The sequence below is a fragment of the Mesorhizobium sp. M0830 genome (assembly GCF_040319965.1).
Taxonomy (GTDB): domain Bacteria; phylum Pseudomonadota; class Alphaproteobacteria; order Rhizobiales; family Rhizobiaceae; genus Mesorhizobium.
In genome coordinates this window covers 19,892-44,860 of record NZ_JAMYOR010000030.1, presented here as the reverse complement: position 1 = coordinate 44,860, position 24,969 = coordinate 19,892, and the positions used below count along the sequence as shown (strand labels likewise).

Sequence of the window (24,969 nt, the reverse complement as noted above, 5' to 3'; positions counted from 1 at the left end):
GCTGTCAGAGTATAGTCGGGATCGGCGAGGCTCGTTACGCTTTTTTCGGCTTAAACAGTTGAAGATAGAAGGCGATCCCTGCCATGGGCGATGCGCGCAAGCCGCCGGTAGATGTCACAGTCTTCCTACTCCGTTGTGCTGGCTTTTTTCCTGCGCCGATTGGTGTGCGACTGCGCGACAGCCATTTGCAACTCGGGTGTGACCTCCAATGGCGCATTCTCTGCCTCATGTGGGGTCTGCAGCCCCTGGATGTGGACGGTCGGGAATGGGAGCTCGATGCCCTGTTCCTTGAAGACTTGGCGCAGGCGCACATAGAATTTGCGTTTCATACCGAAGGCGCCTCCCGGTCTGGTCATGGCCTTGACCCTCAACACGATGCCGTATTCGCCGAACTCCTGCACACCCTGCATCTTGATTGGGTCGAGCACCCAGTTTTTGAACTCCGGATCTTCCGCCAGTTCGAGGCCGATGCGCTTGATCAGCTTGCGAGCGAAGTCGATATCGGTGTCATAGCCAACGGTGATGTTGAATTTGTCGATAACCCAGTCACGGCTCTGGTTCTGGACTGCCCCGAGTTCACCGAAAGGTATCGTGAACAGCGGGCCACGATGGTGGCGCAGCTTCACCGAGCGCAGCGAAAAACTTTCCACCGTCCCCTTGTAATTGCCCGAGGAAATATATTCGCCGACACGAAACGCATCATCGAGCAGAAAAAACACGCCTGAAATGACGTCCTTGACGACGGTTTGTGCGCCAAAGCCCACCGCGACGCCGACGACGCCAGCGCCAGCGATCAGCGGGCCGATCTGGATACCCATGGAGGCGAGCATCATCAGCACCGCCATCACAACGATCAATGCGAGCAGCATGTTCTGGAGGATCGGCAAGAGCGTGTTCAGCCGCGCCTGCTGCGGATCGAGGATCGGGACGTCCTCGTCGCTGATCACAGGGTGCGGTATTTCGATGCCCAGCTTCCGTTCGATCAAAGCCTTGATGATCGACCAGCCGAAATCGGCTGCGAGGGCAATGACCACGACATTGATCAAGCCTCGCAAAATGAACATCGTCGTCGTATCGCTGTCGCGCATCGACTGCATGTTCAGACCCCAGACACCCGCGAGAAAGTAAGCCGCCGCCAGGATCAAAATCATCCGGATTCCGCGATCGATGACAGCGATCGTCACCGCCGGGATCGTAGGCCGGCCGACATCTTCCGAACCCGGCCGCAGGACGAAATTAACCCCGCGCTGTGTCAGCACGATTGCGAACGGCAGGAAGAATGCGGCGAAGGTAAACCAGAAGTATATATAGAGCCCGGCTACACGCTGCAGGAACAGGACGACGAAATAAGCAGTCAACAACCATGTCACTTCCGTGTGACCGCTGTGGCGCACACCGTCTCGCTGCGTTCTTGGCCGACGCCAGATGGCAAGCAGCAACAGCAGCAGCAGCACGAAATCGGCGCCCAGTGACAGGACCATCATTCCGTCCTGATCGATGCCGAGACCCGGCAAGAGGATAAACGCGGCGCCGAAAAAGGCGAAGACGCCGACGATCCGGGGCAGCCAATAGGACCAATGGTCCGCCACTACGTTGGTGATCGGCAAACCCCGAACCTCGACGGCGTTCTCGACGTTCATGAAGGAAGGGACGAGCATGGCCATGACGTACATGCGCACACCCCATGTGAGGACCGCCGCCATCAGGAATGTCAATACAATCTCGCGGATAAGCATCGGCCAGTCGAACAACATAAACGCGCCGGCGCTGCCCAGTGCGAAAGAGACAATCAGCATGCTGGAATAAAGCGCGCGACCACCAATCTTCTTGGCTCGCCCGATTGGCGTATCCTTCGGTTGCACGATAATCCAAAGACGAAATGGACGTGTGACTTTATACGTTGCCCAAGTGAGCGCCAGGCCGGCAGCAATGAACATCGCAATCAGCATAAATACGCTTGCGGACCCCTTGCTGGACATGTCCTGCATCGTCTCTGCGCGTACGCGCGCGAACTGGCCTGGCAGCAGGGGCAAGGTTCGCACGATTCGTTCGATATGGTGCCTGACCCGATCGAGCGTCGAGGATGCCATCGTATTCATCTGGCCCGGTGCGGCCACGGCGCCGGACGATGCGTCGGTCGGCGAAGCCCCTGCCTCGGCAGGCGTGCCCGTCGATCCGGCGTCCTGATTTCGTTGTTCAGCCACCCAGGCCTTCACTGTTGGATCGTCGAGAAGCTCGAACAGCTGTTTGACCCTTTCAGGCGGGACGGTCGCCGGCGCCTGCGCCTGTGCCTGGCCAGCCAACAAGAGGGCGATCCCAAAGACGAGCGGCCTGGCAACCAGGACCAGCATCGCCGTCAGGTACCCGAGACGCTGCGCCGGGCGCGCCAGGTTCGTGGCTCCCGATCGTCCAATCATGAGTGGCACCGTGCTGTTAACCTTCTGGTCAAAATCGACAAGCGACGACATTATGTCCGTTGTTGCCCTACCTTGGAGAAACAGATGTTGAGGTGCAAGACTTCATCGTTGCGAGCTAGACCGACGCCCGGCACCAGGATCCCAAGCCTATACCACGAGGGCATGAGCGCTTGCCATTCAGCCCTGTCTTCAAGCGTTTTTGCCTGCCCTAATTCGCCCCGATCTTGACAGAGCGGTGCTGCCATCCGATGCCGTCATCCGCCGACTCTTGCAGAAGAAAACGAAAGCTCGATGATCCACGACGATGCTACCGCAGCCGGTGTGGTCTCGATGTTCGATGCCGAGCAAACCATCGGCGCAACGCTTGTCAGCATCCGCCGGCAGGCCTACCACGTACTGAGCATGGTCGCGGTAGACGATGGGTCGACGGGCGGATCGCCGTTGAACATCGTCCCTGACGACCGCTTCCTTTGGCAGGCAATCGCAGGCTATGTTTCCGGACTTTTGTTCTGCCTTCGAACCAGGCGCGGGTAAGACGGCGTGGCGCATAATCCTTTGGTTTCAATCGTGGTTCCTGCGCACAATGCGGAGGTGACGCTGGCGCGCGCACTCGATTGCCTTCTCGATCAGGAAATATTGGATTGGGAGGCAATCATCATCGACGACGCCTCCACGGACAGCACCCCTGCCATCATCGCCGGTTATGTGGAGCACGATGCCCGATTTCGGACGTTGAGGTCTTGCGCGTATAGCGCCGCCGGCGCGCGCAACAGCGGGATTTCGAGAGCGCGCGGCCACTGGCTCATGTTTCTGGATGCTGACGATTGGGTGGATGCCAGCTTCCTTGCAAAAATGCTGGCCGCACTGAAAACCGCGCCCGATGCAGTGGCCGCCTATTGCGGTTCTCGGCGCGTGATGCCCGATGGCGAACTCACTCCTTCGAGCATTTCAACGGAGGTTGCGATCCAGCCCTTCGAAACATTCGCCCGCCGGTGTGCCATTCGCACTCACGCGCTTCTGGTCGATCGGGAGGCAATTGTCGAGTTGGGCGGTTTCGATGTGTCGCTGCGCACCTGCGAGGACTGGGATCTGTGGCAGCGCCTCGCACGTCTAGGCAAAAATTGGGTGATGGTCGACGAGCCGCTCGCTTACTGTCGGATCAGCCCCAACGCGCTCTCCCGCAATTCGACACAGATGATGCTAGATGCGGAAATCGTGATCGCCCGCGGCTTTTCTGCTGATCCCAGGGTCAAACACCCAGCACCGGCACACGCCAATGGAGCGATCTCGGCGAACGGCAGCACCGCTTCCGAAGCACTCGCGTGGTTCGCGTTGTGGAACGCCGCGTCGGATTGCGGCCGCGGCTGGCACTCGATCAACCCGCAGTCCCTGCGCGCGCTCCCGGCAGGACGTAAGTGGGCGCGTGAGATCGCCACGGTGGTCTTCGATGGCCTTATGGTTGGAAGCCTTTCGGTGCCAGCGCAATTGGCTGCCAGTTGGGACAGGTTCGGCGGCTCCCTCACCGAGTTGATCATCGAACTCGGCAAAGTCTGGGACAATCCCGTCGCCGCTCGCCGCGTCCAGTATCACCTTGAGCAAATGCTTCTCGACGTCGACGATCTTGCCGCGCCGCGCAGACTGGCGCGGACACTCGGAATTCGTGTCGACGCTCGAAATCCGACCTCGATCGACCTTCCGGAAGGAATCGATCAAATCTACGCCTATCTGATGATCGATGGCCAGATCGAGGCTGTCGTGCAGTTCGGCGTACTCGGGACAGTGACCGGGGATCATTGGATTGGATTGATCCTGGATATCGTGCCCCCTGAGCGGATTGTAGACAGTGCCGCAAGGCTTTCGAGACGATCGCCTGTACGGCAAAAGGGCGCTGGTGCCGACACGTCAAACGCGCTTGCAGCCGAGGCATTGTTGTCCGCAGGCGAACGTCGGCTCGATCCGGACAGCCACTTCGGCAAACTCGCCCAATTGGCCGCTGAAGCGCGGGAGCTGGTTCGATCAAGCGCCGAACCTGCACCACCTCCTGCAACGCCGCGCCGAGCACGGACCGCGGACAGGAGTGATCGCACGGCGTTCTGGAACAGCTATTTCGCGACCGAGGACCCGTGGAAGTACGGCTCGCCCTATGAGCAGGAAAAATATCAGCGGCAGCTCGAAATCCTGCCTGCTGGTCCCATCGGACGGGCGCTTGAGCTGGCCTGCGCGGAGGGCCACTTCACACGGCAGCTGGCGCCGCGTGTGGGCCATCTGACTGCAACTGACATCTCCGCCATAGCCATCGAGCGGGCCCGTGCGCGATGCAGCGATCAGCCGAACATTGAATTCGGTGTACTGGATTTCTCCGCCGACGCGCTGCCGGATGAGATGGATCTGATCTTCTGTTCGGAGGTGCTCTACTACCTGGATGATCTCACCGAGTTGCAGCGCATCGCCAAAAAATTCGCTGGGGCGTTGGCGCCTGGCGGCAGTTTCATCAGCGCACACGCATTCGTGCTGCGTGACAATGTTGAAAGGACGGGCTTCGACTGGAACACATTCGGTGCGCAAGCGATCTCGGAGACGCTGGCGGCGACCGAAGGCCTCGTCCTTGAGCAATCGATCCAGACCGAGCTCTACCGCATAGACCGCTTCCGCCGCCTGTCGCCGGACGATGTGGCGACGGAACCGGTGATCGATCATGTGCCAATCCGCGCGCCCATCGAAATCGGCGTCGCGCGAAATATCGTCTGGGGCGGGGCGCGGGCCTTGCGCCGCGACGTCGCCCGTAGCGAGCGGCGGCAGCGTGTCCCTGTCCTGATGTATCACAGCGTCGCCGATGATGGCCCGGCCGCGCTCGCCCGTTTTCGGCTCACGCCCGCAGCATTCGCCAGCCAGATGGCGCGGCTGCGCGCAAATGGCTTTCACGCGATTGGGTCCGAGCAGTTGGAACAGTCCATCGCCAACCGTCACCCTTTCGTTGGCCGCCCGGTGCTCATCACCTTCGACGACGGCTTCCAGAACTTTGCCGACCATGCCTGGCCGATCTTGCGCGCCAACGACCTGACCGCGGAAGTTTTCCTGGTGACAGATCTGGTGGGCGAAAGTGCAAAGTGGGACGCCGATATCGGTCCGCCGACGCGGCTTATGGACGCCGCGACGGTGCGACGCCTCTCGGCCGAAGGTGCGTTTTTCGGAAGCCATCTGGCGACGCATCGCGCGATCGATGGCCTGTCGAGCTGTGACCTGGCCGCCGAGCTCCTGCGCTCTCGTATGTTCATCGAACGGTGGACCGGTCGGCCAACCACGGCGTTCGCGGCACCATTCTCCGTCACCGACCGACGGCTTGGACAGCTTGCCAAGGAGTGCGGTTATCGGATCGGCTTCGGCGGTAGACATGGGCCGGCGGATCTCGATTGCGATCCCATCGACCTTCCACGCATCGAGATTCGCGGGGATCGCTCGCTTGATGACTTTGTTGCCATTGTCGAGGCGGTGCTCGAATGAAGCGGTCGGTCGCTCACCGATAGTCGCCGTCGCTTGCCGTTGTGCACCAATCTGGAAGGAGGCCTTAAGTGAGGCTCAGGTCCCCTTGATCACTGCTTGGCCGATCTTGCGCCATCGGGCGTTTTCGCGAACCAATCTCAGGTCGCCGGTCGTCTCAGCAAATGTGCGCGATCGGTATTGCCGGAGCAGGTCCGGGAAGAGCGCCCCTTCCGGCAGGCCGGCAAGCTGCTCGCGGACCGAAATCTTTTCGTCGATGACCCGCATGCCCCAGGCATTTTCCCGGACCTGCAGCTCCGTAGCCAAATCGCGCTCTTCCGGCGCGTTTTCGTCCAGCGCAGCCAGCAGAATCGAGTGGAAAAGCGCTACATAGCCAATCTGTCTCAGGCCGCCCACAACCCGGACACGCGGCAATATGGCAAGGACGAGGAACGTCAGGAACAAGTTCGGCAGCAGCACGCCGTCCAACAGCGCCTGCCTGAGGTGCGGCCGCTCGAACGGGATGGAAAGACCATGCGGCCTGTCAGGCTCGATCAGACGCCCGTTATCGAGGACGAGCTTGCGCACGCGCTCCTCGCGGATGCCCCAGAAATAGGCCGTGGCATTAGGCAGGAATCTGCCAAACGGGCTCGATTCGGCCTCTTGCAAGGCACGTTCGAGACGCTGGCGCCTTGCGGGCTCAATGAGCAGCCTGGAAAGAAGGCTGCCGTCATTTTCTAGATGCCGCGCCATGGCAGAAGCGGCGAGCCGATCATCGATGAAAACCGGCAGGGCCATGCCGGAACGATCCCAATCGGCGACCAGATCCTCGTTGAGGGCTGTCAGCGCGTCTGCGGCGGTTCCAAACACCTTGTCCTGGCTGGCAAGCAATGTGCCCAGCCAGCGGCTGGCATCCGTTTCATCGCCCACTGCCTCGAGCGCGCGCTTGTTGAGGGAGACGGGACCGGCCACGCAGGCGCTTTTGCGGCACAGTTTGTGGCGTCCCATGCCAAACAGGTTGACCTTGTCGTCGCCGACGTCGAGCCATCCCGGCCCCTCCCGGCCAATTGTCTCCATGGTCATCGTCGTTCCCATGAAACCGAAGAAGGCCGACAGCCCGTTTTCGACCGCGCCGAGCCAGGCAAGCAGGAGGGCATCGAAGGTGATCCTGTCCATCAGAAGCAGGCAATGCAGGCCGGACTGAATCACCGGTCTGTCCTCGAACTCTTCGAGGGCCTTGCCGATCTCTTCAGGCTGCATGATCACGCCAAGGCGCTGATGCAGGACTTCGCGCAGGATCGAGCGGGCAGCGATCGTCGGGGCCGATGCAGGCCTTGCCACCGGCCGCCACAGATGGCGGGCGTAATCGGAAACCGGTGCATTCCAGTTCTGCTCGATGTCACGCACGACTTCCGGGCAGAGCAGCGACAGCACAGCCAGAATTTCCGCCGGAGGCGTAGGGGTTGGATCAAAGACGGCGGTCATCAGAACCGCAGCCGTGCCATGCTCAGGAGGTCGTGGTACTGCCCGTCGGTAAAACCGGCCTTCACATGCCGGCCTTCGACCTCGAAGCCGTGGCCTTTGTAGAGGCGGATGGCTGGTTCGTTGTCGGCATAGACGGTCAACTCGACCCGCTTCAGGGCCCGCCAGTTGTCGGCCACGTCGAGCAGCGCGCTAAGTATGGCAGAGCCGATGCCCTTGCCGACAAAGGCATCGTCAAGGCCGATATTGATCTCGCCGATATGCGAACGGCGCGGCGAACCCTGCACGACCAGGCTGCCATGGCCGACGACCTTGCCGTCCAACTCCGCAACGATCCAGGTGGTTTCCTGGCCGGACTTGGCGATGCGCCGCTCCACCTGCTCGACCATCTCGAAGGGCATCCTGAGTGTGCCCCAGCGGAAGCCCGGCATGTTGAAGATAGCGCAAAGCGCCTCCGCATCGCTTGGCCGGACGGATCGGAGCTGCGGCTGGATTTTGTCGGAAGATGGCGAGGTCGTACTGGTCATGGCGTTCCCGGCGAAGGCAATCGGCCCGGCACGATGCACCGGACGTCATCTGGAAATCCAGCCTTCTCTGCAACCTATGATGCCGATTGCGAGCCAAAATACCGGGAGGCGGCGTAGAGTTTGAAGGCGCCGCTGATCCCGATCCAGCCGAAAAGGGCGAGCCAGAACAATGTCCCGGTCGCCGTCCAGTCGATCCGGTGCACCGCCGCGTCGGTGATGACGAGGCCAAGGATGGCAAGCAGGCCAACCAGAAACTGCGCCAAGCCGAGCACCAGCAGTTCCTCGGGCGGCGCGCTTTTCCAGACGAGATATGTGCCGCCCGCACCGGCGAGGAAGATGGCGCTGTAGACCTGAGCGTGGAAGGCATCGACCGGCCAGGGCCAGATGCTGTTGAATGTCAGGGGAAACAGCAACAGGCCGACGCCATAGAGCCCGAGGACCGCCGATTCCATCCGCATGTAGCCGCGCCATGCGGGGTTTAAGATCGCGCCTTTTGCAGAAGGACGGGCCCTTGCCCGCCACAGGAACAGCCCGGATACCGCGACCGAAGCAAGATAGACCAAAAACCAGAGCCAGGGCGCTTTGCGCTCGAAGTTGAAATAGCCGAGATTGATGAACGAAGCCACCGAGACGATGACGGTGAAGATGAAGGCCATGACGAGCACGAGCCTGCCGGGCGACCAGCGATTCCAGAACAGCAGCGCCGCCATCACGACCATTTCGGCGGTGTAGAAGCCGCCGAGAAAGCGGGCATTGAACGGCGTGACGGCCCAAGGCCAGCGCGGCTTGACTAGCACAGGCGCAAAAAACAGGCCAGCGCCCACGATCAGGACGATGATGACCGCCGCGGAGAACAGGCGCAGGGCCGCGGGAAATGGCGGGTTGTTGGATGTCGGCATGGGAGAAAGCCCCAAAGATGAATGCCCGTGAACCACCATAGTGCCGCTTGCCGCCGATGAAAATCCGCCGAATGGAAATTGAACTGCCACCAGGGCTTATCCATTCGATAGCCGTACGGTCCGTTTCGAAGTAAGATTGAGCACTTGGACCAAAGACCGGTCCGGTCAACACGCCCCGAGGGCGCATTTTCCGGAGCCTGCACGATGAACGAAGCTCAGGATCTGTTCTCGCTTCTGCGGCAATCGACCGATGTCGATCCACTGGCAATCGACGCGATCAAGCGGACCATCTCGGAGGGCAAGGACCGCGAACTTTGCCGCATCAATGCGCCAGCCTTCGCCAGCAAGCATGGCCTCGACGAGGAGCGGACCATAGGCGCCTTTCTCCACGCGGCGCGGGTGGGCATCTTCGACATTTCCTGGAATGTTCTGTGCCCCGGCTGTGGCGGCGTGCTCGACACCAACGCCACGCTGAAAACCCTGCAGAAGGACGAATACACCTGCGCGCTGTGCTCCGAGGGCTATTCGCCGACCCTCGACGAGATGGTCGAGGTGACATTCACCGTGAGTCCCCGCGTGCGCAGGATTGCCGCCCACAATCCACACGAACTGCCGATGGTGGAATATTTCAGCCAAATCTACTGGGCGTCCGGCGTTGATCTGCCGGAAGAAGATTTCGCGAAGACGATCGAAGCGTTCTCGCTGGAGGATATCGAACTTGCTCCCGGTGAAAAGGCGGTTCTGCCCATACAGCTTCCGTCCGAATTCATCATCGTCTTCGAGCCGGTCACCCATTCAGCGCAGTTCATCGACGTGAAGGGCGAACCAACAAAGGAGCGCCGAAGCCTCTCTTTGGTCTTCGACCGCGACCATGTCCAAAACCAGACTCTGGAGATGCGGCCCGGCCCGTTGCGCATTTCGCTGGAAAACAGGACCGACACCCGCGTGCTGCCGACGGTCTTCATCGCCGGCCAGGCATTGCATGATTTGCTGGGCAAACGCCGGCCCTTTCTCACCGCCAAGCGCCTGCTCACCAACCAGACGTTTCGCGATCTCTATCGCACGGATACGCTCGACATCAACCAGCGCCTGAAGATCACCAGCCTGACCTTCCTGTTCACCGACCTGCGCGGATCGACCGCGCTTTACGAGCGGGTGGGGGACCTTTCCGCCTTCGATCTCGTGCGCGCGCATTTCCAGGTTCTGCACGAGATCGTCGCCGCGGAGGCAGGCGCGGTGGTGAAGACGATCGGTGATGCAGTGATGGCGACCTTCGCGACGCCTGATCGTGCGATTGCCGCGGCCCTCAGGATGCGCGATGCCATGCGTGCGCTCAATGACAAGAGCGGGCGCGAGGATCTGCTGCTCAAGATCGGAGTCCATGCCGGCCCCTGCATCGCCGTGTCCATGAACGAGCGACAGGACTATTTCGGCCAGACGGTCAACATTGCTTCACGGGTCCAGAACCTGGCCAACGCACAGGCGATCTTCGCCACCCGCGCGGTGGTCGACGACAATCTCACCGCTGATCTGTTGCGCAGGAACGCGCTGACGCCTGTGCCTCACGAAGTCTCGCTGCGCGGCATCGAGCGAGAGATAGCAGTATATACGATCCCCTGAAGATTAGGGCCCCTTGGGGCCCCTGAAGATTGGGGTCGTCTCGGCCCCTCACACGCGCCTACAGATAAAATAGCGATCGGCGGGTACCGAAGGGGGCGGCGGGAGGCGTTGCAACTGTGGGTGATCGAGCGGCGTGCCGCTGACCGCGATGCCGCCGACGCGAAGCAGGCGCGCGGTCAGATCGGGAAGCCAGGTAGAAGTCACTGCATCGCGATCTTCATAGCCGGTGCCAAGGTCGGCATGAACAAGAGCGGCGTCGATGCCAATGAACCTGCTCGCCGTCTCACGTATTTCGCCGAGGACGAGGTTTTCAGCTTCGGGAATTGAGCTGGAATGGGCGGCGAGTGCGCGGTCGAACGCCACGATCCGGCGCCCGGGCAGGCGCTCGCGCAGATGGTGGAACGTCCGTCCATTGCCGAGGCCGAGTTCGATCACGGGGCCCTCGATCTTCGCCACCTCCGCGCAGACTTGATCGAGAATGTCGCGCTGTGCGGTCATCCTGCGGATGAAACTCTCGAGCCGACTCATATGCGTTTGTGTGTCCTGAACCAGCTCAAGAGATCGGCAATGCCCGCGATAAAACCCCGATCGAGCCTCGTCGCATATAGAGGCCAACGATGAACACTGCAACAACCGAACAGGCTGCCGACGAGGATCGTACCGGTGGAGTTGACGGCCCGGCGCGCCGGAATAGCGATGTCATTTGTATGGGTCTGCGGCGTCCCGCAAGCCGTCCCCGAGGAAGTTGAACGCCAAGATGACGAGAATGACGGGGAGCATCGGCAAAAGCAGCCATGGATAGAACGCGATGACGCTAACGCTGCGCGCCTCGGTTAGCAGGATGCCCCAGCTGGTTGTCGGCGGCCTCAGGCCGAGCCCGAGGAAGCTCAGCGCCGTCTCGCCCAGGATCATGCCGGGTATGGAGATCGTCGCCGTCGCGATCAGATGCGACATGAAGCCGGGAATGAGGTGCCGCCGGATAATGCGGCTGCTGTTGGCGCCCATCAATTGCGCTGCCAGAACGTAATCCTCCTCGCGCAAGGCAAGAAGCTTTGAACGCACGGCCCGCGCCAGTCCGGTCCAGTGGAGCAGCCCGAGGATGACGGTGATGCCGAAATAGATCAGGATCGGACTCCAGGTTATCGGCATGATCGCCGCCAGAGCCAGCCATAGCGGAATACTGGGGATCGATTGCAGAACTTCGATTATCCGTTGAACGATAAGGTCGAAGATACCGCCGTGATAGCCAGCCAGTCCACCTATGACGATGCCGAGCAGGAAGCTGAAACTGATGCCGACAAGGCCGATTGTCAGTGAAATACGTGCGCCATAGATGATGCGCGAGAGCACATCGCGCCCCAGCCTGTCAGTGCCGGCCAGAAAAAGCTCGCCGTTTTCAGCAGGGCAGACAAAATGCCTGTCACCTTCGATCAGGCCCCAGAACCGGTAACTGTCGCCCTTGCAGAAGAAACGGATCCGCTGAACATCATCCGGCTTCTCGATGTAGTTCCGCTTGAGCGTATCCATGTCCAGCGTCATCTGGCGGCCATAGACGAACGGCCCGACGAGTTGGCCGTTGTGGAACAGGTGCACCCGCTGCGGCGGCGAATAGATGTAGTCCATGTTGCGCGTGTGCAGATTGTAGGGCGCCAGGAACTCGCAGATCAGTATCCCGAAATAGAGCGCTGCCAGGAATATGCCGGATACAAGGGCGAGCCGATGCCGTCGGAATTTCCACCACATCAGGCGCAACTGCGACGCCTGAAAGACCTTCGACTGCTCCGCCGTCATCGCCTCGACCGATTGCAGGTCAAAGGGCGCGATGGAGACGTAGTGTTGCAGTGGGGCACCCGGAGCGGGCAGCGGCGATTGCGTGTTCATTTTGTGCTGCCGCCCTGCAAACGAATTCGCGGATCAAGGAGCGCGAGCGCCAAGTCGGAAATCAGGACGCCGATGACCGTCAGGAAGGCGAGGAACATCAGGAACGACCCCGCCAGATACATATCCTGGCTTTGCAGCGCTCTGATCAGCATCGGCCCGGTCGTTTCCAAAGACAGCACTATCGCGGTGATTTCGGCACCGGAGATGATGGCCGGCAGGATAGAGCCGATGTCGGAAATGAAGAAATTGAGCGCCATGCGCAGCGGATATTTGACGAGCGCCCTGAAGGGATGAAGGCCTTTGGCGCGCGCGGTCACGACATATTGCTTGTGAAGCTCATCGAGCAGATTGGCGCGCAGCCGCCGGATCATGCTTGCCGTGCCGCCAGTGCCGATGATCAAGACCGGGATCCAGAGATGGGCGAGGATCGACTTCGCCTTGTCCCAGCTCATCGGCTCACTGAGATATTGCGGGTCCATGAGATGGCCGATGGAGGTGCCGAACCAGATATTGGCGAAATACATCAGGATCAGCGCCAGCATGAAATTCGGAATGGCAAGGCCGAGAAGGCCGAAGAGAGTAAGGCCGTAGTCGCCCCAACTGTATTGATGCGTGGCAGAGTACATGCCGATCGGAAAGGCGATGAGCCAGGTGAATATGATCGTGACGAAGGAAACCAGCACGGTCAGCCACATTCGGTCCCCGACGACGTCGCGAACCGGCAACTCATACTCGAAGGAATAGCCGAAATCGCCGTGCAGCATCCCGCCGACCCAGTAGAAGTAGCGAATGACCGGCGGCTGGTCGAAACCATATTCCTTCCGCATCATTTGGATGCGATCGGAATCCACCGCTTCGCCCTGAGCCCGAAGCTCGGAGACATAGCTGTCGAAATAGTCGCCTGGGGGAAGTTCGATGATCGTGAACACCAGCGCCGATATGATCAGCAGCGTTGGAACCATCACAGCGATGCGCCAGACAATATATCGAAACACGCTCAGGACTCTCCAAGCCAGAATGTATCCGGCATGTAGACACCGAAATAGGCGGTCGGGTCATAGCCGTAGAGCGCCTTGTCAGGCAGATTGCGCAGTCGTGAGGACGCCAGAACCGGCTGATGTGTTCCGTTCACCGTGCCGATCGAAAACACCTGATCGGTGTAAATCGACAGCATTGAATTCCAGATTTCGGCGCGCTCCGCGGCATCGGTCGATGCGTTCCAGCGCTTGAGTAAAGCCACCAACTCGACCACTTCAGGAAGATCGGGCGCCTCACCCATCTTGCCATGGGACAGATAGTAAGCACCCCAGAGCGGCCATTGCAGCTGGTCGTCGATGGTGGGGGCCAACTGGTACGGGTTCATGTCGGGGGTCGGCACGCCATTGTCGATGCCCGACCACATCGACATCATGATCTGGCCGCCAAGCGCGCGGCTGCGGAAGATGTCGCGCTGAGAAGTCCGTACGAACAGGGCGATGCCTATCTGGCGCCAGTGATCGGTGATGAGTTCGAGCGCGTCGGTTTCCAAGGTGCTTTCGCCGGCCGTTTCCACTATGATCTGAGCCGGGCGTCCATCGGGAAGTATCCGCAGGCCATCAGCGTCGTGCGCCTGAAGCCCGACCTCGTCGAGCAGGGCGTTGGCCTTGTCGGGATCATGGGCGACCCAGGCCTTCGCGAATTCCGGCCGGTAGAGCGGGCTCTCCGGCAGGACCGTATCTGCACTTTCCTGCGCCAATCCGTAGAACACGGCCAGATTGATCTCGCGCCTGTCCACAGCGAGCGACAGTGCGCGGCGCACGCGCACGTCACGAAAAAGGCCACGCCACACCTGGTCGGCACAATTCAGATTGGGCAGCAGCGCCAGCCGCGAACCCTGTGTGCGTTTCCAGAGATGCATCTTCACCGGGTAGCGCTTCTCCGTATCCTTCAGGAAGGAGTAATCGGCGAAGTCAATTCCCATGGCTTGCAGGTCGCTCTCGCCCGCACCGGTCTTGGCGGAAATGATCGCCGACGAACTGACGTTCATGACAATCCGGTCAACATAGGGCAGTTGCCGGCCATTCTCGTCTGTCCGATGAAAGAACGGGTTTCGCTCGAAGATGAACTGCTCAGCCGGCGGCTTGGTCCGGTTCTGCCAGGGATCGAGCGTCGGCAGCTCCGGGTTCTCCGGGCGATACTGCCTCGACATGCGGATATGCAGGAGCGTCCATTTCTGGACCCGGTTCTCCGTCATGAGGCCGGCGAGCCGGAATGGATCCTGGTACTTCTTGTGGAACTGCTTGAGATAGGCGGCCGGCAGGACAAGCGATAGCGGCGAGGCGGCAGCGAGCTTGGGCAGGAAGTCGGGATTTGGCGCCTCCCAACTGTAGCGGACCGTCAACGGGTCGACGATCTCGAAGCGTGGCGGCTTGCCATCCGCCAGCAGGCCCGGGGCAAGGCCGCCTTGCGAAAGCTCATCGTTCAGCCAGACATCTTCCCAGCAATAGCGAAAGTCCTCCGGCGTCAACAGGCTGCCGTCAGACCATTTATGTCCTTCCCGCATCTTGAAAGTGAAGACGCGATCATGCGCTACGTCGAAACTTTCGAGAATGTCGGGTTGCATGTTAAGCTTTTCGTCATAGCCGACCAGGCGAGCATACCCATAGATCGTCATCATCCGGATATCTTTCTGGCTGCCGATGATCGTGCGCAGCGTGCCGCCATACTGGCCGGGCTGCCGGCCCATCGCAGCGAGATTCAACACGCGCGGGTTCTTGGGCAGGCGTTCCGTGAGTGCCGGCAGCGCCTTGGCCTTCAGCTGCGGCAGAAAAAAGTCCGGCTCCAGATCGCCCGCGTGCAACGTGCCCGGCAGAAATGCCGAAGTCATGAGCCCAAGGACGGTGCGCCGGCTGATCAAGGGCGTAGCTCGCTGACATCGGCCGAACGTCGGGCCAGCACGAGGTGGCCACCGCCAAGATCGAGCGGCGACAGCATACCCTCGTCGCCCTCGTCGCGGAATTGCGGTCCCCATGCGCTGGTGTCGGAGGCGCCGCTGAGCTTCAACGTCTTGAAATCCATCGGCCTGTCGAGATCGGGAAAAGGTACTGCGGCGACCAGTGAGCGCGTGTAGGGGTGGACCGGTTTCCTAAGCAGAATTTCGCGCGGGGCAAGCTCGACGATACGCCCGCCGCACATCACTGCGATGCGGTCTGCCATGTAGTCCACCACCGCCAGGTTGTGGGATATGAATAGGTAGGTCAGGCCCAGTTCCTTCTGCAGGTCCTTCAAGAGGTTCAGGATCTGCGCCTGGACAGAGACATCGAGCGCCGAAACCGGCTCGTCGCAGATCAGGAGTTCAGGCCCCAGCGCCAACGCGCGCGCGATGCCGATACGCTGACGCTGCCCGCCGGAGAAACTGTGCGGATATCGCTTGATGAAGCGCGGATCGAGCCCGATTGCCTGCATAAGGCTCTTGACCGTGGCTAGTCGGGATGCGGCATTGCCCCGTTGATGGATTTCCAACGGCTCGCTCAAGATGTTCTCCACCGTCATGCGAGGTGAAAGCGACGAAACCGGATCCTGGAAGACCATCTGGATTTTCGCTCGCAGCAGGCGCAGGGCGTCTCCCTTGCCTTCCAAGACGTCGATCGGTCCATCGCGGCCGTTGAAGATCACAGAGCCACCGCTGGGGGTGACAGCCCGCATGAGGATCTTGCTGACGGTGGTTTTGCCGGAGCCGCTTTCGCCGACCAGACCCAGGCACTCACCCCGCCTGATATCGAAGCTCACGCCGTCTACGGCGCGAACAGAGGTTTGATGATCCCCGCCGAACCATCCGGACTTGCGGATGGTGAAGGTCTTTTCCAGATCCCTGACCGATAGCAGGATGTCGTCCGGCCCCTTCGATGCCGGCGCCGTCTGTTTGCCGAGCAGGTTCCCGACATTCACAGGCACCTCGCGGAGCGCCTTTAGCCTTTCACCAGGCTTCAGGTCGAAATGCGGAACGGCTGCCATCAGGCCCCTCAGGTAAGGGTGACCTGGCCGGCGGAATATCGCCTCGACAGGTCCCGCTTCCATGATCTCGCCATGGTAGATAACCACAACCTCGTCGGCGACATTGGCGACCACGCCGAGGTCGTGCGTGATCAGCAGCATCGCCATGTTCAGCTTGCTCTGAAGCCCGCGCAGCAATTGCAGGATTTGCGCCTGGATGGTGACGTCCAACGCCGTCGTCGGCTCGTCGGCGATCAACAGGGCGGGCCGGCAGATAAGCGCCATGGCGATCATGGCGCGCTGACGCAGTCCTCCCGAAAGTTCAAACGGATACATGTCATAGGCGCGCTTGGGATTAGGAAAGCCGACAAGGCTGAGCATTTCCTCGGTCCGCGCCTTGCGCTCTGCCCGAGGCAGGGGCGTATGAATCTGCAGGGATTCGCTGACCTGGTTGCCGATCGTGTGCAGCGGCGACAGCGATATCATCGGCTCCTGAAAAATCTTGCCGATGCGGCTGCCTCTCAACGCCCGGATTTCGGGTCCATCACGCGGCATCTGCAGGATATCCTGCGTCGTGCCAGGCTTTTCAGGATCGGAAAATAGGATACGGCCACGAACATGGGCTGTGTTCGGCAAAATGCCCATCACTGCCTGGCTAAGAACCGATTTTCCGGAACCGGACTCGCCCACAAGCGCGGTAACCTTGCCGGGCAGGACGCGAAGATTTGCACGCCTGACGGCATGCAACGGTCCCCCGACAATGGCAAAAGAGATGCCAACATCTTCGACCCGCAGTAGATCAACACCCGAATTCATTCTCACACCAGCCCCACCCTGGCGGCCTGCCGAGCGGCAGGCCCAGAAAGCGAGACTAGCGCATTACCAGCCTAGAGCAACTTGGATTCGAAGCGGTCGCCAGTGGCGAATCCGGCGACCGGACCGGTTACCAAAGGTGTTCGGATCAGATTGGGGCGAGCTACTGGAGCTTCCTCGGGTCGCCCGCCGACAGCCGAGCGGCATCGCGATGAAGCAGCATGACCTGCTCGGCCTCCGATCTCCGGTCGTAAGTCGGCTCCAGCGCACGGTCTTCATCGAGTGCGAGAGCGCCCGACAGATCGGGTGAAAGCACCGTCAGCTTCTGCTTGACCCCCGCCAGTTCCTCGTTGCCGAGCGTTAGCCAGCTGTTAGCGCCGCAATAGCCGGCGAAGTCTTTGCTGGCGAGAACGCAGTGCGGATATTTCTTGGTCAGGGTCTGGAGGCGCTGGACCTCGTTTACTGCCGAGCCGAAGACAGAGAATGTGAGCCGGTCGGTAAGCCCGACATTGCCGAACATCACGTTGCCGACATGCAGGCCGATGCCAAATTTTATGTCGGCCAACCCCTGTTCCTTCCTTCGCAGATTGAGATCGATCATGCGCGCAGTGGCTTTGTGCGCTGCCGCCAGAGCAGACTGGCAGGCGGTCTCGGACTGCGAGCGATGCCTTTCGCAAGGGTAGACGGCAATGAAGCCATCCCCTATGAAACTCATGATCTGCCCGCCTTTGCGATTGAAAGGTGCAGCAATGGCATCGAAAAACTGGTTCAGCGTATCGATGTAGATTTCGCGGCCGGAAGTTTCGGCGAGCCTTGTCGACCCGCGCATATCGGCCATGACCAGCGCGGCCCGGATTGTGTCGCCCTCGCCGCGCTTGATCTGGCCGTCCAGCACGCGTCTGCCGGCGTCGCCGCCGAGATAAGTGGTCATCATGTTGTCGGCCAGCTTGGTGAGCACCGCCATTTTGGTAGCGATGGCGAGATGGTTTTGGATACGCAGCAGCGCCGAAATCATGCTGTCGGTGAAACCTGAAGCACTGTCGGTGGACCAGGACCCGATCATGCCCTGACTGGTATTGCCGTTAAAAGGATGGACGAAGGCAATGTAATCGGTCACGCCCATAAGCCTGAGTTCATCGAAAACAGGAAATTCCGACGGGACCGACGGGTCGAGCCGACGCCGCAGATGGTCGAGCTTGTTGCTGAGCAGATGGTAGTATGGGCTGGTCAGGAATCTGTCAGAATGGACGCCGTCCTTTTTGCGGAAGCCTTCCACTTCCATGCCTTGGCCGCGAACCCAGGTGAAGCCAAGCGCGTCATAAAGCGGATGAAGCATCGAAAAGCTCAAATGCACCCGCTTCAGCGGCAGGCCGGCAGCAGCCAGCCGTTCGCAAAACCCCTTTACCAATGTTTCCAGCTCGTTGCCCGCCAGCGCCGACTGAGTCAGCCAATCGGCAACCTTATCCATGAGAATTGTGGAAATTTCTGCTTGCGCCGTGCTCATACCACCTCGAAACCCGTCGAAGACGGAGCCGTTATCCTTCGATCCGCCATAACACAGTTCCGCCAGCGACCCAAAGATACCCCAAAGTCAACGAGGCCGGCTTCGGCGGCAGATCGGCGAAAGAATTTCCCGAATGACTGTCCTTGCAACCAAGGAACAGGCTTAACTGCATTCATGTCTTGTGACGTTATGTGGCGAAGCTGCGGGCGGAGTGCAATCACGATCCTGACATCGGCCAGAAAATTCGCCGGCTGGGACGCAGTCAGGCCTTCACCACCGTCTCTCGGACGAGCCCGAGACGGCCAAAAACATTGCGTGTGTCGACGATCAGAAGGGCGTGATCAGCGATTGTCTGATAGTCGATCGCGTCATGGTCGGTTGCAACGACGACAGCATCGAAATCCTTCAAGGCCGCCTCGGTCAATTCGACCGAGCGGCGCCCCTTGATCGCCATATGCTCCCTTGTGGTCGGGATCTCGGGAACATGCGGATCGTGGAATTCCGCCTTGCCGCCCCATTCCTCGATGAGTTCAATGAGCCGCAATGAGGGGCTTTCGCGTATGTCGGGCACATTCTTCTTATAGGCGAGCCCGATGATGAGAATGCGCGAGCGGCTGAGCGCCTTGCCGCAGCGCCGGTCCAGCGCTTTCGCCAGTTCATCGACCACATGACGCGGCATGGCGGTGTTGATCTCTGCCGCCAGCTCGATGAAGCGGGTCGGCAGTTCGTATTCGCGCGCCTTCCACGTCAGGTAGAAGGGATCGATCGGAACGCAGTGCCCGCCCAATCCGGGGCCAGGATAGAAAGGCATGTAGCCGAACGGCTTGCTCTTGGCCGCCTCGATCACCTCCCAGATGTCGATGCCCATCGCGCCGAGCACGACCTTCAATTCGTTGACGAGGGCTATGTTGACCGAACGGAAGATGTTTTCCGTCAGCTTGACTGCCTCGGCGGTCGCCGTGGTGGAAACCGGAACGACGGTTTTGACCACGCCTTGGTAGAAAGCCTGCACGAGCGTCGCCGCTTCAACGCCGTCACCTGCCACGACCTTCGGGATCGTCGCGACTTCAAAGCTGCGGTTGCCGGGATCCTCGCGTTCGGGCGAGAAGCCGAGGAAGAAGTCTATCTTCGACTGCAAGCCGGTTTCTTCCAGCATGGGCTTGATCACGTCGTCGGTGGTGCCGGGATAGGTAGTAGATTCCAGCACGATGAGGTGGCCGAGACGCAGATACCTTGCGATGGTGCCAGTCGTGTTCCTGACAAAGGAGAGGTCCGGCTCACGGTTTTTCGTCAGCGGTGTAGGAACGCAGATGATGATGATATCGCAGGTGGACAGTTCGGCAAAATCCGCGGTGGCGCGGAACCGTCCACTCGCCACGTGGCCTGCAAGGGCTGTCGACGTCACCGCCTCGATGTAAGATTGGCCGCTGTTCAGGCTCTCGACCTTCTGGGCTTCGATGTCGAAGCCGAAAACCGGGAAGCCGGCGCGTGCGACCGCAATTGCCAGCGGCAACCCGACATAGCCCAATCCGATCACGCCGACTTGCGCGGCGTGCGTCGAGATACGGTTCAGCAGACGGTCATATGCCGATCGTGAAGCGTCCAAAAATCTGCTTCCCCGTTAATTCGGATAGGCTGGCCGTTCCCATGGCGCGGCTTACCATGGTCCCAGGAACCATGGCCGAGGCATATTGCGGAAAAAGGATTCCCGCAAGCCGTCATCAGACCGGCAACTTTGCCTTCAAGCTTGCGGCAGCCATCGCATAGCCGCCGGCCGCACCATCTATGAAATGAACGTGATCGCGCTGCAGAGGCGAGGCGACGAGGCATGTCATCAAGGCCGATTTCTGGCGGTGTAGGCCATAGTTGCAGATGCCCGCCTCTTCCGCCTGTTTCAGCCGGTTCTCGATCCGTTGCAACACATCAGCGTCAACGTCGATGGTCATCTTCAAGCCGTCATCGAATTTCCGGAAATCCGAATTGCTGGCCACGTCGCGTTTGTAGATTCTCGGATCGAAACTGCCGATCGTCCAGCCATATCTATCGGTGACGGCCGTAAGCGTCATCAGGAACACTATCCACACCTTCGACAACCACCGCCGTCCCGCCGGCGCCGTGGCCCGCGCCTCGATATCCAGGCCGGCGGGCAGCAAACTGTAGTCCGGCCCGTTCACCGGCACTGGGTGGCCATCGCGTTCCTGCCTGCGGGCAAGGGCGATGATGTCGGATGCCAGATACTGAAAACCGCGCAAGTCGCGCGACGCCCCCGGTATGGCTATGATCGAGACGATTTCGCCATGCCGGGTTTCGATCGGGTTCCAGCGGCAGGAGAGGCCGGTCAGGTCCGGCCGCGCGCCGGCCGGCGCAGGATCGATGCGGTAGCGCCCCGCTTTCATCTCGGCTTCCGCCCAACTGCCGCCACCGCCGGCGAACATGGCGTAGAAGACCGCTTCGGAGGCCTGGAATCTCGCCACGCGAACGTCGAGGCCTTGGGCTCGAATATCCTTTATCGGCACGATTGCGGCTCGCAAGGTCAGGTCCAGTTCGTCCGCCACCCATCTCTGGACAGCCGCCAGCGCGTTGCGGGTGATCTCCAGCGCCGAGCCGGGAAACGCGACGAGTGCGCCGTCGCCGCCGAAGACAAAGGGCAGATCTTGCCGACCCAGCGCATTGAGCAGCGCCGAAATGACGCTGGCGCCAGCCATATTGACAGTTTTGTAGCGTCCAGCCTCGATCGCCTTGGTCGAGCCGACAATGTCGGCGGTGGCCAGCGCCCAGCCATCGGGGAGAGGCCGATAGTTGTCGATATCGGCAACGCTTTCGAACTTTGCGAAGACCGGCAGAGAAGCGACAAACGGGTCGGACGCGGCAGCTGTTTCCATGAGCATCAGATAGCACATTCCACTGCTTGAAGGTGAAGTCGATCATGCTTCGAAATTGACTTGCGCATGCTTTCCGATGATAGGGTCGCGCGATGCGAATTGCCTTCTACGCGCCGCTGAAGTCGCCCAATCATCCCGTTGCCTCCGGCGACCGCCAGATGGCACGGATGCTGGTCAAGGCGCTGGAGCATGGAGGCCACAGCGTCGAACTGGCATCCGAATTGCGCTTCTATCTACGCGAACCGGAGCCGAAAAGTTTCGATGCGCTCAAGATAGAGGCCCGAGGGGAAGCCGCGCGGCTGACCAGGCTTTGGGATCGTGACGGCAAGCCCGATCTATGGTTCTGCTATCATCCCTATTATAAAGCGCCCGACCTGATCGGGCCCGAGCTGGCGTCGACCTTTGCTATCCCATATGTGACAGCGGAAGCTTCCTATTCGAGGCGGCGCAATGCCGGTTTGTGGGCCGATACGCAAGCGTTGGTGGTGCGAGCCGTCGAGCAGGCGGCGCTGAACATCTGCTTCACGCAAAGGGATCGTCAGGGACTGGCAGATGCGATACCCGACGTCGCTCTTGATATGCTGTCGCCCTTCATCGACACATCGGTATTCCGGGAAATGCCGGGACGAGGTTGTCCGACGCGCCTCGTCACCGTTGCCATGATGCGCCCGGGCGACAAAGTCGAAAGCTATCGCATGCTGGCGCAAGCGCTCGGCGTGATCGGCCACCTGCCCTGGACCATGTCGGTCGTCGGCGACGGGCCCGCCCGTGACGAGGTCAAGGCGCAATTCGCCGGCTTGCCCGCCGACCGTATCGAATGGCTTGGCGCGATTGAGCCAGCCGCCGTGCCGGATGTCCTCTATGGTGGAGGAATTTACGTCTGGCCGGGTTTCGGCGAGGCCTATGGCGTTGCCTATCTTGAAGCACAGGCCGCCGGGCTTCCGGTGGTGGCTCAGGACATCGCCGGCGTGCCGGAAGTCGTGCGAGATGGCCAGACCGGGTTTCTCACCCCGCCGAGCGATGTGGCGGCGTTCGCTTCTGCCGTTGAAAGGCTTCTGGCCCGTAACGACGAAAGAACCATCATGGCCGCAGAAGCCAGACGTTTCATCCTCGAAGAACGTTCCCTCGGCGTTGCAGCGGCGCGTCTGGCCGAACTTCTTCCGAAGGTCTCCGTTTCATGACATCCGATCGGATCTGGCAGCCCTTGGTGGAAGAACTGGCGGGCCGGCAGCGGGCGGGTCGTAAGGCAGAGTTCTGGCTGCGCGACGATGATGCCGTGGATCCGACACCTTCGCTTGATCGGCTGCTCGACCTCACCGGCGAGTTCGCGGTTCCGGTCACTCTGGCCGTCATTCCGGCCCTCACCGACGAGAAGCTTGTCGCCCGGCTTGACGAGGCGCCGCAAACCACGGTCGCCATCCATGGCTGGCTGCATCGAAATCATGCGCCCGAGGGTCAGAAAAAGCAGGAACTCGGCGCCCATCGGCCACGCGAGGCGGTGCTCGATGAACTGGCTGGCGGGCTGTCGCACGTAACCGGCCTGCACGGCGCGCGCACCATTCCGATGCTGGTGCCCCCCTGGAACAGGATCGACGCCGGCCTGGTATCCGACCTAGGATCGATAGGATTTGCGGCATTGTCGGTCTATGGGCCGCCGAAACCGGCCTCACTGGCGGTCATCAACAGCAATGTCGACATCATGGATTGGCATGGCACGCGCGGCTGCCGCGATCATGGCTTATTGGTCCAGGCTATCATCGCGCACTTGCAGCATGCATTCGACGACGAACCGGTCGGCCTGCTCACCCACCATCTCGTACATGATGAATCGGCCTGGCTTTTCCTCGAACGGCTGTTCACAGTCACTGCACAGACTGACCCCTGCGCATGGCTTCCAATCAGGACATTGATCGGGCGCAGCGCCGGCAAAGGAAAATAGCTCAGCGCTTTTTGTGCAATGAGACTGGAAATTCGAGCGTCTGGCCATCCCGCGCGGCAAAAGCGCCGGCAAACCTGTCTTTGGCCAGTTTCTCGATCTCATCCAGTTCCTCGTCGGTGCGTGTCGCATCGTGGTGAAACAGCGCAAGCCCTCGCGCACCGGCCGCCTCACAGAGTTTGACGCCCTGTTGCCATGTCGAGTGCCCGTTACCGCGGCGTCGTTCCATTTCCTCCTCGGTGTATGTGCAGTCGTAGATGACGAGGTCGGCATCTTCGATGAGGCCGAGCACCGTGCGATCGAGTTTGTCCGGCTCGTGCTCAGTGTCTGTGATCACTGCCACGACGCGGCCGCCCCATTCGACCCGATAGCCGATACAGCCGCCTGGGTGAACAAGACTGCCGGTTCGGACCACCACCCCTTCGCGCGGCCGAAGCACGTCTCCGGGCATGAAATCGCGGCAGTCGAGGCTTGCCTTGCAGACATCCAGTTTCACCGGAAACCACGGCGGCCGCATGAACTCATTGACCATCTGCCGGGTCGTCATGCGTCCTGCAAGATGCCCGGACCAAATCGTAACCTTGACGCCCCGGTCGTAGATCGGCGCGAAGAAGGGCAGCCCGATGATGTGATCGTAGTGGCAATGGGTGAAAAGCAGGTCGAAATCGGCCACTCCCGACTTCCGAAGCGCCCCGCCGGCAGGCCGCAGGCCAGAGCCCGCGTCGAACAGAAGCGTATGCTTACCACATCGCAACTCAATGCAGCTTGTGTTGCCGCCATAGCGAGAGAATTCTGGCCCCGATACCGGAATGCTGCCGCGCACACCCCAAAACCTGACCAGGAAAACGTCGTCGTCCATGGTAGTCCCTTCGCGGTTCCCGTCGCTCATCGTAGCCAAACAACTGCTGCTAGAGCAATTCCAGGAACAGTGTGAACCAGTTTTCCGTCCGAATTTGCGTCCAAACAAGAGGCGAGACTGGTTTCCTCCAGTGACCTCAAGAGGCCAGTGCTATCACGACGGGGAGGATCGACCGCACGTCATTCGCTATTTGGCGCTTCGTGCGTCGATCAGATCCGCAGTGGTGTGGCTCAGGCGATCGGCAAGAACCCGCAATATCTCAATGGTCATTTCCGGCGACTCCTTCATAAGCCTCAGGAAATGTTCCTTGCTGATTCTTAAGGCTTCCAGCTGACTTGCCGCTCTGACGGTGGCAGTGCGGGAGCTGTTGCACAGTATGGCGATCTCGCCAACAATCGAATTTGGCACCATTTCGGCAACTTTTATCGGTCCGCTGTCGGAATCGACCAGAATATCTGCCCTGCCCGAAAGGATGACATAGGCGGCATCTCCCTCGTCGCCCTGCCGGAAAAGGATCTGGCCGGCGCTGTAGCTCACGCGATCGGATGTGAACGCAAGCAATTTGAGCTTTGTCAACTCGATGCCAGAAAACAAGGGAACGCGTTGCAGCATTCCAACTTCATCCTTGAGCAGCATTGTCGCAAACCTCAAAATTCGCGCTTGCCAGACTAGAGCAACGGGCGCCCAGATGGAATTAATT

At 60.4% G+C, this 24,969-nt stretch carries 19 protein-coding genes; 5 read left to right on the top strand and 14 right to left on the bottom strand.

Translation table 11 applies throughout. The features are described from left to right. Nucleotides 1-125: 125 nt before the first annotated feature. Nucleotides 126-2,468, bottom strand: a complete 2,343-nt coding sequence (locus NKI20_RS18645) for a mechanosensitive ion channel family protein (protein ID WP_023762159.1) — start codon at nucleotides 2,466-2,468, stop codon at nucleotides 126-128. A 240-nt stretch (nucleotides 2,469-2,708) separates the two neighbouring features. Here NKI20_RS18645 and NKI20_RS18640 point away from each other — a divergent pair, with 240 nt between their 5' ends. Then, complete coding sequence (locus NKI20_RS18640) at nucleotides 2,709-2,951, top strand: glycosyltransferase (RefSeq protein WP_352832843.1); 243 nt, start codon at nucleotides 2,709-2,711, stop codon at nucleotides 2,949-2,951. Nucleotides 2,952-2,957: 6 nt separating this feature from the next. Further along, complete coding sequence (locus NKI20_RS18635) at nucleotides 2,958-5,918, top strand: glycosyltransferase (RefSeq protein WP_352832840.1); 2,961 nt, start codon at nucleotides 2,958-2,960, stop codon at nucleotides 5,916-5,918. Nucleotides 5,919-5,993: 75 nt separating this feature from the next. Here the strand turns inward: NKI20_RS18635 and NKI20_RS18630 are convergent, their stop codons facing one another. The 3 genes from NKI20_RS18630 to NKI20_RS18620 all read right to left on the bottom strand — a co-directional run bounded on the left by NKI20_RS18630 (nucleotide 5,994) and on the right by NKI20_RS18620 (nucleotide 8,802). Next, nucleotides 5,994-7,379 (bottom strand): hypothetical protein, encoded by a 1,386-nt coding sequence (locus NKI20_RS18630; protein ID WP_352832837.1) that lies wholly within the window; start codon nucleotides 7,377-7,379, stop codon nucleotides 5,994-5,996. Next, entirely contained in the window at nucleotides 7,379-7,903 is a 525-nt protein-coding gene (locus tag NKI20_RS18625; RefSeq protein ID WP_352832834.1) for a GNAT family N-acetyltransferase, read from the bottom strand. Before NKI20_RS18625 ends, NKI20_RS18630 begins: the two co-directional genes overlap by 1 nt. Nucleotides 7,904-7,977: 74 nt before the next feature. Further along, a complete protein-coding gene (locus tag NKI20_RS18620) occupies nucleotides 7,978-8,802 on the bottom strand; it encodes a hypothetical protein (RefSeq protein ID WP_023762164.1) in 825 nt (274 codons plus the stop codon). Between the two features lie 204 nt (nucleotides 8,803-9,006). On the opposite strand from NKI20_RS18620, the gene NKI20_RS18615 reads away from it, so the two are divergent. Next, nucleotides 9,007-10,422 carry an adenylate/guanylate cyclase domain-containing protein gene (locus tag NKI20_RS18615; protein WP_352832830.1) on the top strand — a complete coding sequence of 472 codons (1,416 nt, stop codon included), beginning with the start codon at nucleotides 9,007-9,009 and terminating at the stop codon, nucleotides 10,420-10,422. A gap of 48 nt (nucleotides 10,423-10,470) precedes the next feature. On the opposite strand, the gene NKI20_RS18610 is transcribed toward NKI20_RS18615, so the two are convergent. From NKI20_RS18610 to NKI20_RS18575, 8 genes are all read right to left on the bottom strand, one after another. Then, nucleotides 10,471-10,950: a class I SAM-dependent methyltransferase gene (locus NKI20_RS18610; protein WP_352832900.1), complete on the bottom strand. Its 480-nt coding sequence runs from the start codon at nucleotides 10,948-10,950 to the stop codon at nucleotides 10,471-10,473. A gap of 171 nt (nucleotides 10,951-11,121) precedes the next feature. After that, nucleotides 11,122-12,303 (bottom strand): ABC transporter permease, encoded by a 1,182-nt coding sequence (locus NKI20_RS18605; protein WP_352730669.1) that lies wholly within the window; start codon nucleotides 12,301-12,303, stop codon nucleotides 11,122-11,124. Then, the gene (locus NKI20_RS18600; protein WP_031261060.1) at nucleotides 12,300-13,298 is read right to left on the bottom strand and encodes an ABC transporter permease; all 999 of its coding nucleotides are present in this window, start codon (nucleotides 13,296-13,298) and stop codon (nucleotides 12,300-12,302) included. The genes NKI20_RS18605 and NKI20_RS18600 overlap by 4 nt, the downstream gene beginning before the upstream one ends. A 2-nt stretch (nucleotides 13,299-13,300) precedes the next feature. Further along, on the bottom strand, nucleotides 13,301-15,199 hold the full coding sequence (locus NKI20_RS18595; protein ID WP_352832826.1) for an ABC transporter substrate-binding protein: 1,899 nt from the start codon (nucleotides 15,197-15,199) through the stop codon (nucleotides 13,301-13,303). Further along, complete coding sequence (locus tag NKI20_RS18590) at nucleotides 15,196-17,091, bottom strand: ABC transporter ATP-binding protein (RefSeq protein WP_023762170.1); 1,896 nt, start codon at nucleotides 17,089-17,091, stop codon at nucleotides 15,196-15,198. The genes NKI20_RS18595 and NKI20_RS18590 overlap by 4 nt, the downstream gene beginning before the upstream one ends. A gap of 160 nt (nucleotides 17,092-17,251) precedes the next feature. Further along, nucleotides 17,252-18,592: an adenylate/guanylate cyclase domain-containing protein gene (locus tag NKI20_RS18585; RefSeq protein ID WP_352832822.1), complete on the bottom strand. Its 1,341-nt coding sequence runs from the start codon at nucleotides 18,590-18,592 to the stop codon at nucleotides 17,252-17,254. Between the two features lie 262 nt (nucleotides 18,593-18,854). Beyond that, nucleotides 18,855-20,198, bottom strand: a complete 1,344-nt coding sequence (locus tag NKI20_RS18580) for a nucleotide sugar dehydrogenase (RefSeq protein ID WP_352832820.1) — start codon at nucleotides 20,196-20,198, stop codon at nucleotides 18,855-18,857. Nucleotides 20,199-20,313: 115 nt separating this feature from the next. After that, nucleotides 20,314-21,474: a DUF3095 domain-containing protein gene (locus tag NKI20_RS18575; protein WP_352605716.1), complete on the bottom strand. Its 1,161-nt coding sequence runs from the start codon at nucleotides 21,472-21,474 to the stop codon at nucleotides 20,314-20,316. A gap of 92 nt (nucleotides 21,475-21,566) precedes the next feature. Between NKI20_RS18575 and NKI20_RS18570 the strand changes: the two genes are divergently transcribed. Both NKI20_RS18570 and NKI20_RS18565 read left to right on the top strand, forming a co-directional pair. Continuing rightward, nucleotides 21,567-22,655, top strand: a complete 1,089-nt coding sequence (locus NKI20_RS18570) for a glycosyltransferase family 4 protein (protein WP_352832818.1) — start codon at nucleotides 21,567-21,569, stop codon at nucleotides 22,653-22,655. Continuing rightward, nucleotides 22,652-23,413, top strand: a complete 762-nt coding sequence (locus NKI20_RS18565) for a polysaccharide deacetylase family protein (protein ID WP_023762175.1) — start codon at nucleotides 22,652-22,654, stop codon at nucleotides 23,411-23,413. The genes NKI20_RS18570 and NKI20_RS18565 overlap by 4 nt, the downstream gene beginning before the upstream one ends. 1 nt (nucleotide 23,414) lies before the next feature. Here the strand turns inward: NKI20_RS18565 and NKI20_RS18560 are convergent, their stop codons facing one another. Together NKI20_RS18560 and NKI20_RS18555 are read right to left on the bottom strand one after the other, a co-directional pair. Beyond that, entirely contained in the window at nucleotides 23,415-24,269 is an 855-nt protein-coding gene (locus tag NKI20_RS18560; protein WP_352832897.1) for an MBL fold metallo-hydrolase, read from the bottom strand. Between the two features lie 186 nt (nucleotides 24,270-24,455). After that, a complete protein-coding gene (locus NKI20_RS18555; protein WP_352605636.1) occupies nucleotides 24,456-24,905 on the bottom strand; it encodes a cyclic nucleotide-binding domain-containing protein in 450 nt (149 codons plus the stop codon). Nucleotides 24,906-24,969 lie beyond the last annotated feature (64 nt).

Excerpts from the sequence above, each read along its gene's own strand:
- NKI20_RS18645 (WP_023762159.1), bottom strand. The coding sequence starts at position 2,468 with ATGTCGTCGCTTGTCGATTTTGACCAGAAGGTTAACAGCACGGTGCCA.
- NKI20_RS18640 (WP_352832843.1), top strand. The coding sequence starts at position 2,709 with ATGATCCACGACGATGCTACCGCAGCCGGTGTGGTCTCGATGTTCGAT.
- NKI20_RS18630 (WP_352832837.1), bottom strand. The coding sequence starts at position 7,379 with ATGACCGCCGTCTTTGATCCAACCCCTACGCCTCCGGCGGAAATTCTG.
- NKI20_RS18625 (WP_352832834.1), bottom strand. The coding sequence starts at position 7,903 with ATGACCAGTACGACCTCGCCATCTTCCGACAAAATCCAGCCGCAGCTC.
- NKI20_RS18620 (WP_023762164.1), bottom strand. The coding sequence starts at position 8,802 with ATGCCGACATCCAACAACCCGCCATTTCCCGCGGCCCTGCGCCTGTTC.
- NKI20_RS18615 (WP_352832830.1), top strand. The coding sequence starts at position 9,007 with ATGAACGAAGCTCAGGATCTGTTCTCGCTTCTGCGGCAATCGACCGAT.
- NKI20_RS18610 (WP_352832900.1), bottom strand. The coding sequence starts at position 10,950 with ATGAGTCGGCTCGAGAGTTTCATCCGCAGGATGACCGCACAGCGCGAC.
- NKI20_RS18605 (WP_352730669.1), bottom strand. The coding sequence starts at position 12,303 with ATGAACACGCAATCGCCGCTGCCCGCTCCGGGTGCCCCACTGCAACAC.
- NKI20_RS18590 (WP_023762170.1), bottom strand. The coding sequence starts at position 17,091 with ATGAATTCGGGTGTTGATCTACTGCGGGTCGAAGATGTTGGCATCTCT.
- NKI20_RS18585 (WP_352832822.1), bottom strand. The coding sequence starts at position 18,592 with ATGAGCACGGCGCAAGCAGAAATTTCCACAATTCTCATGGATAAGGTT.
- NKI20_RS18575 (WP_352605716.1), bottom strand. The coding sequence starts at position 21,474 with ATGGAAACAGCTGCCGCGTCCGACCCGTTTGTCGCTTCTCTGCCGGTC.
- NKI20_RS18570 (WP_352832818.1), top strand. The coding sequence starts at position 21,567 with ATGCGAATTGCCTTCTACGCGCCGCTGAAGTCGCCCAATCATCCCGTT.
- NKI20_RS18565 (WP_023762175.1), top strand. The coding sequence starts at position 22,652 with ATGACATCCGATCGGATCTGGCAGCCCTTGGTGGAAGAACTGGCGGGC.
- NKI20_RS18560 (WP_352832897.1), bottom strand. The coding sequence starts at position 24,269 with ATGGACGACGACGTTTTCCTGGTCAGGTTTTGGGGTGTGCGCGGCAGC.
- NKI20_RS18555 (WP_352605636.1), bottom strand. The coding sequence starts at position 24,905 with ATGCTGCTCAAGGATGAAGTTGGAATGCTGCAACGCGTTCCCTTGTTT.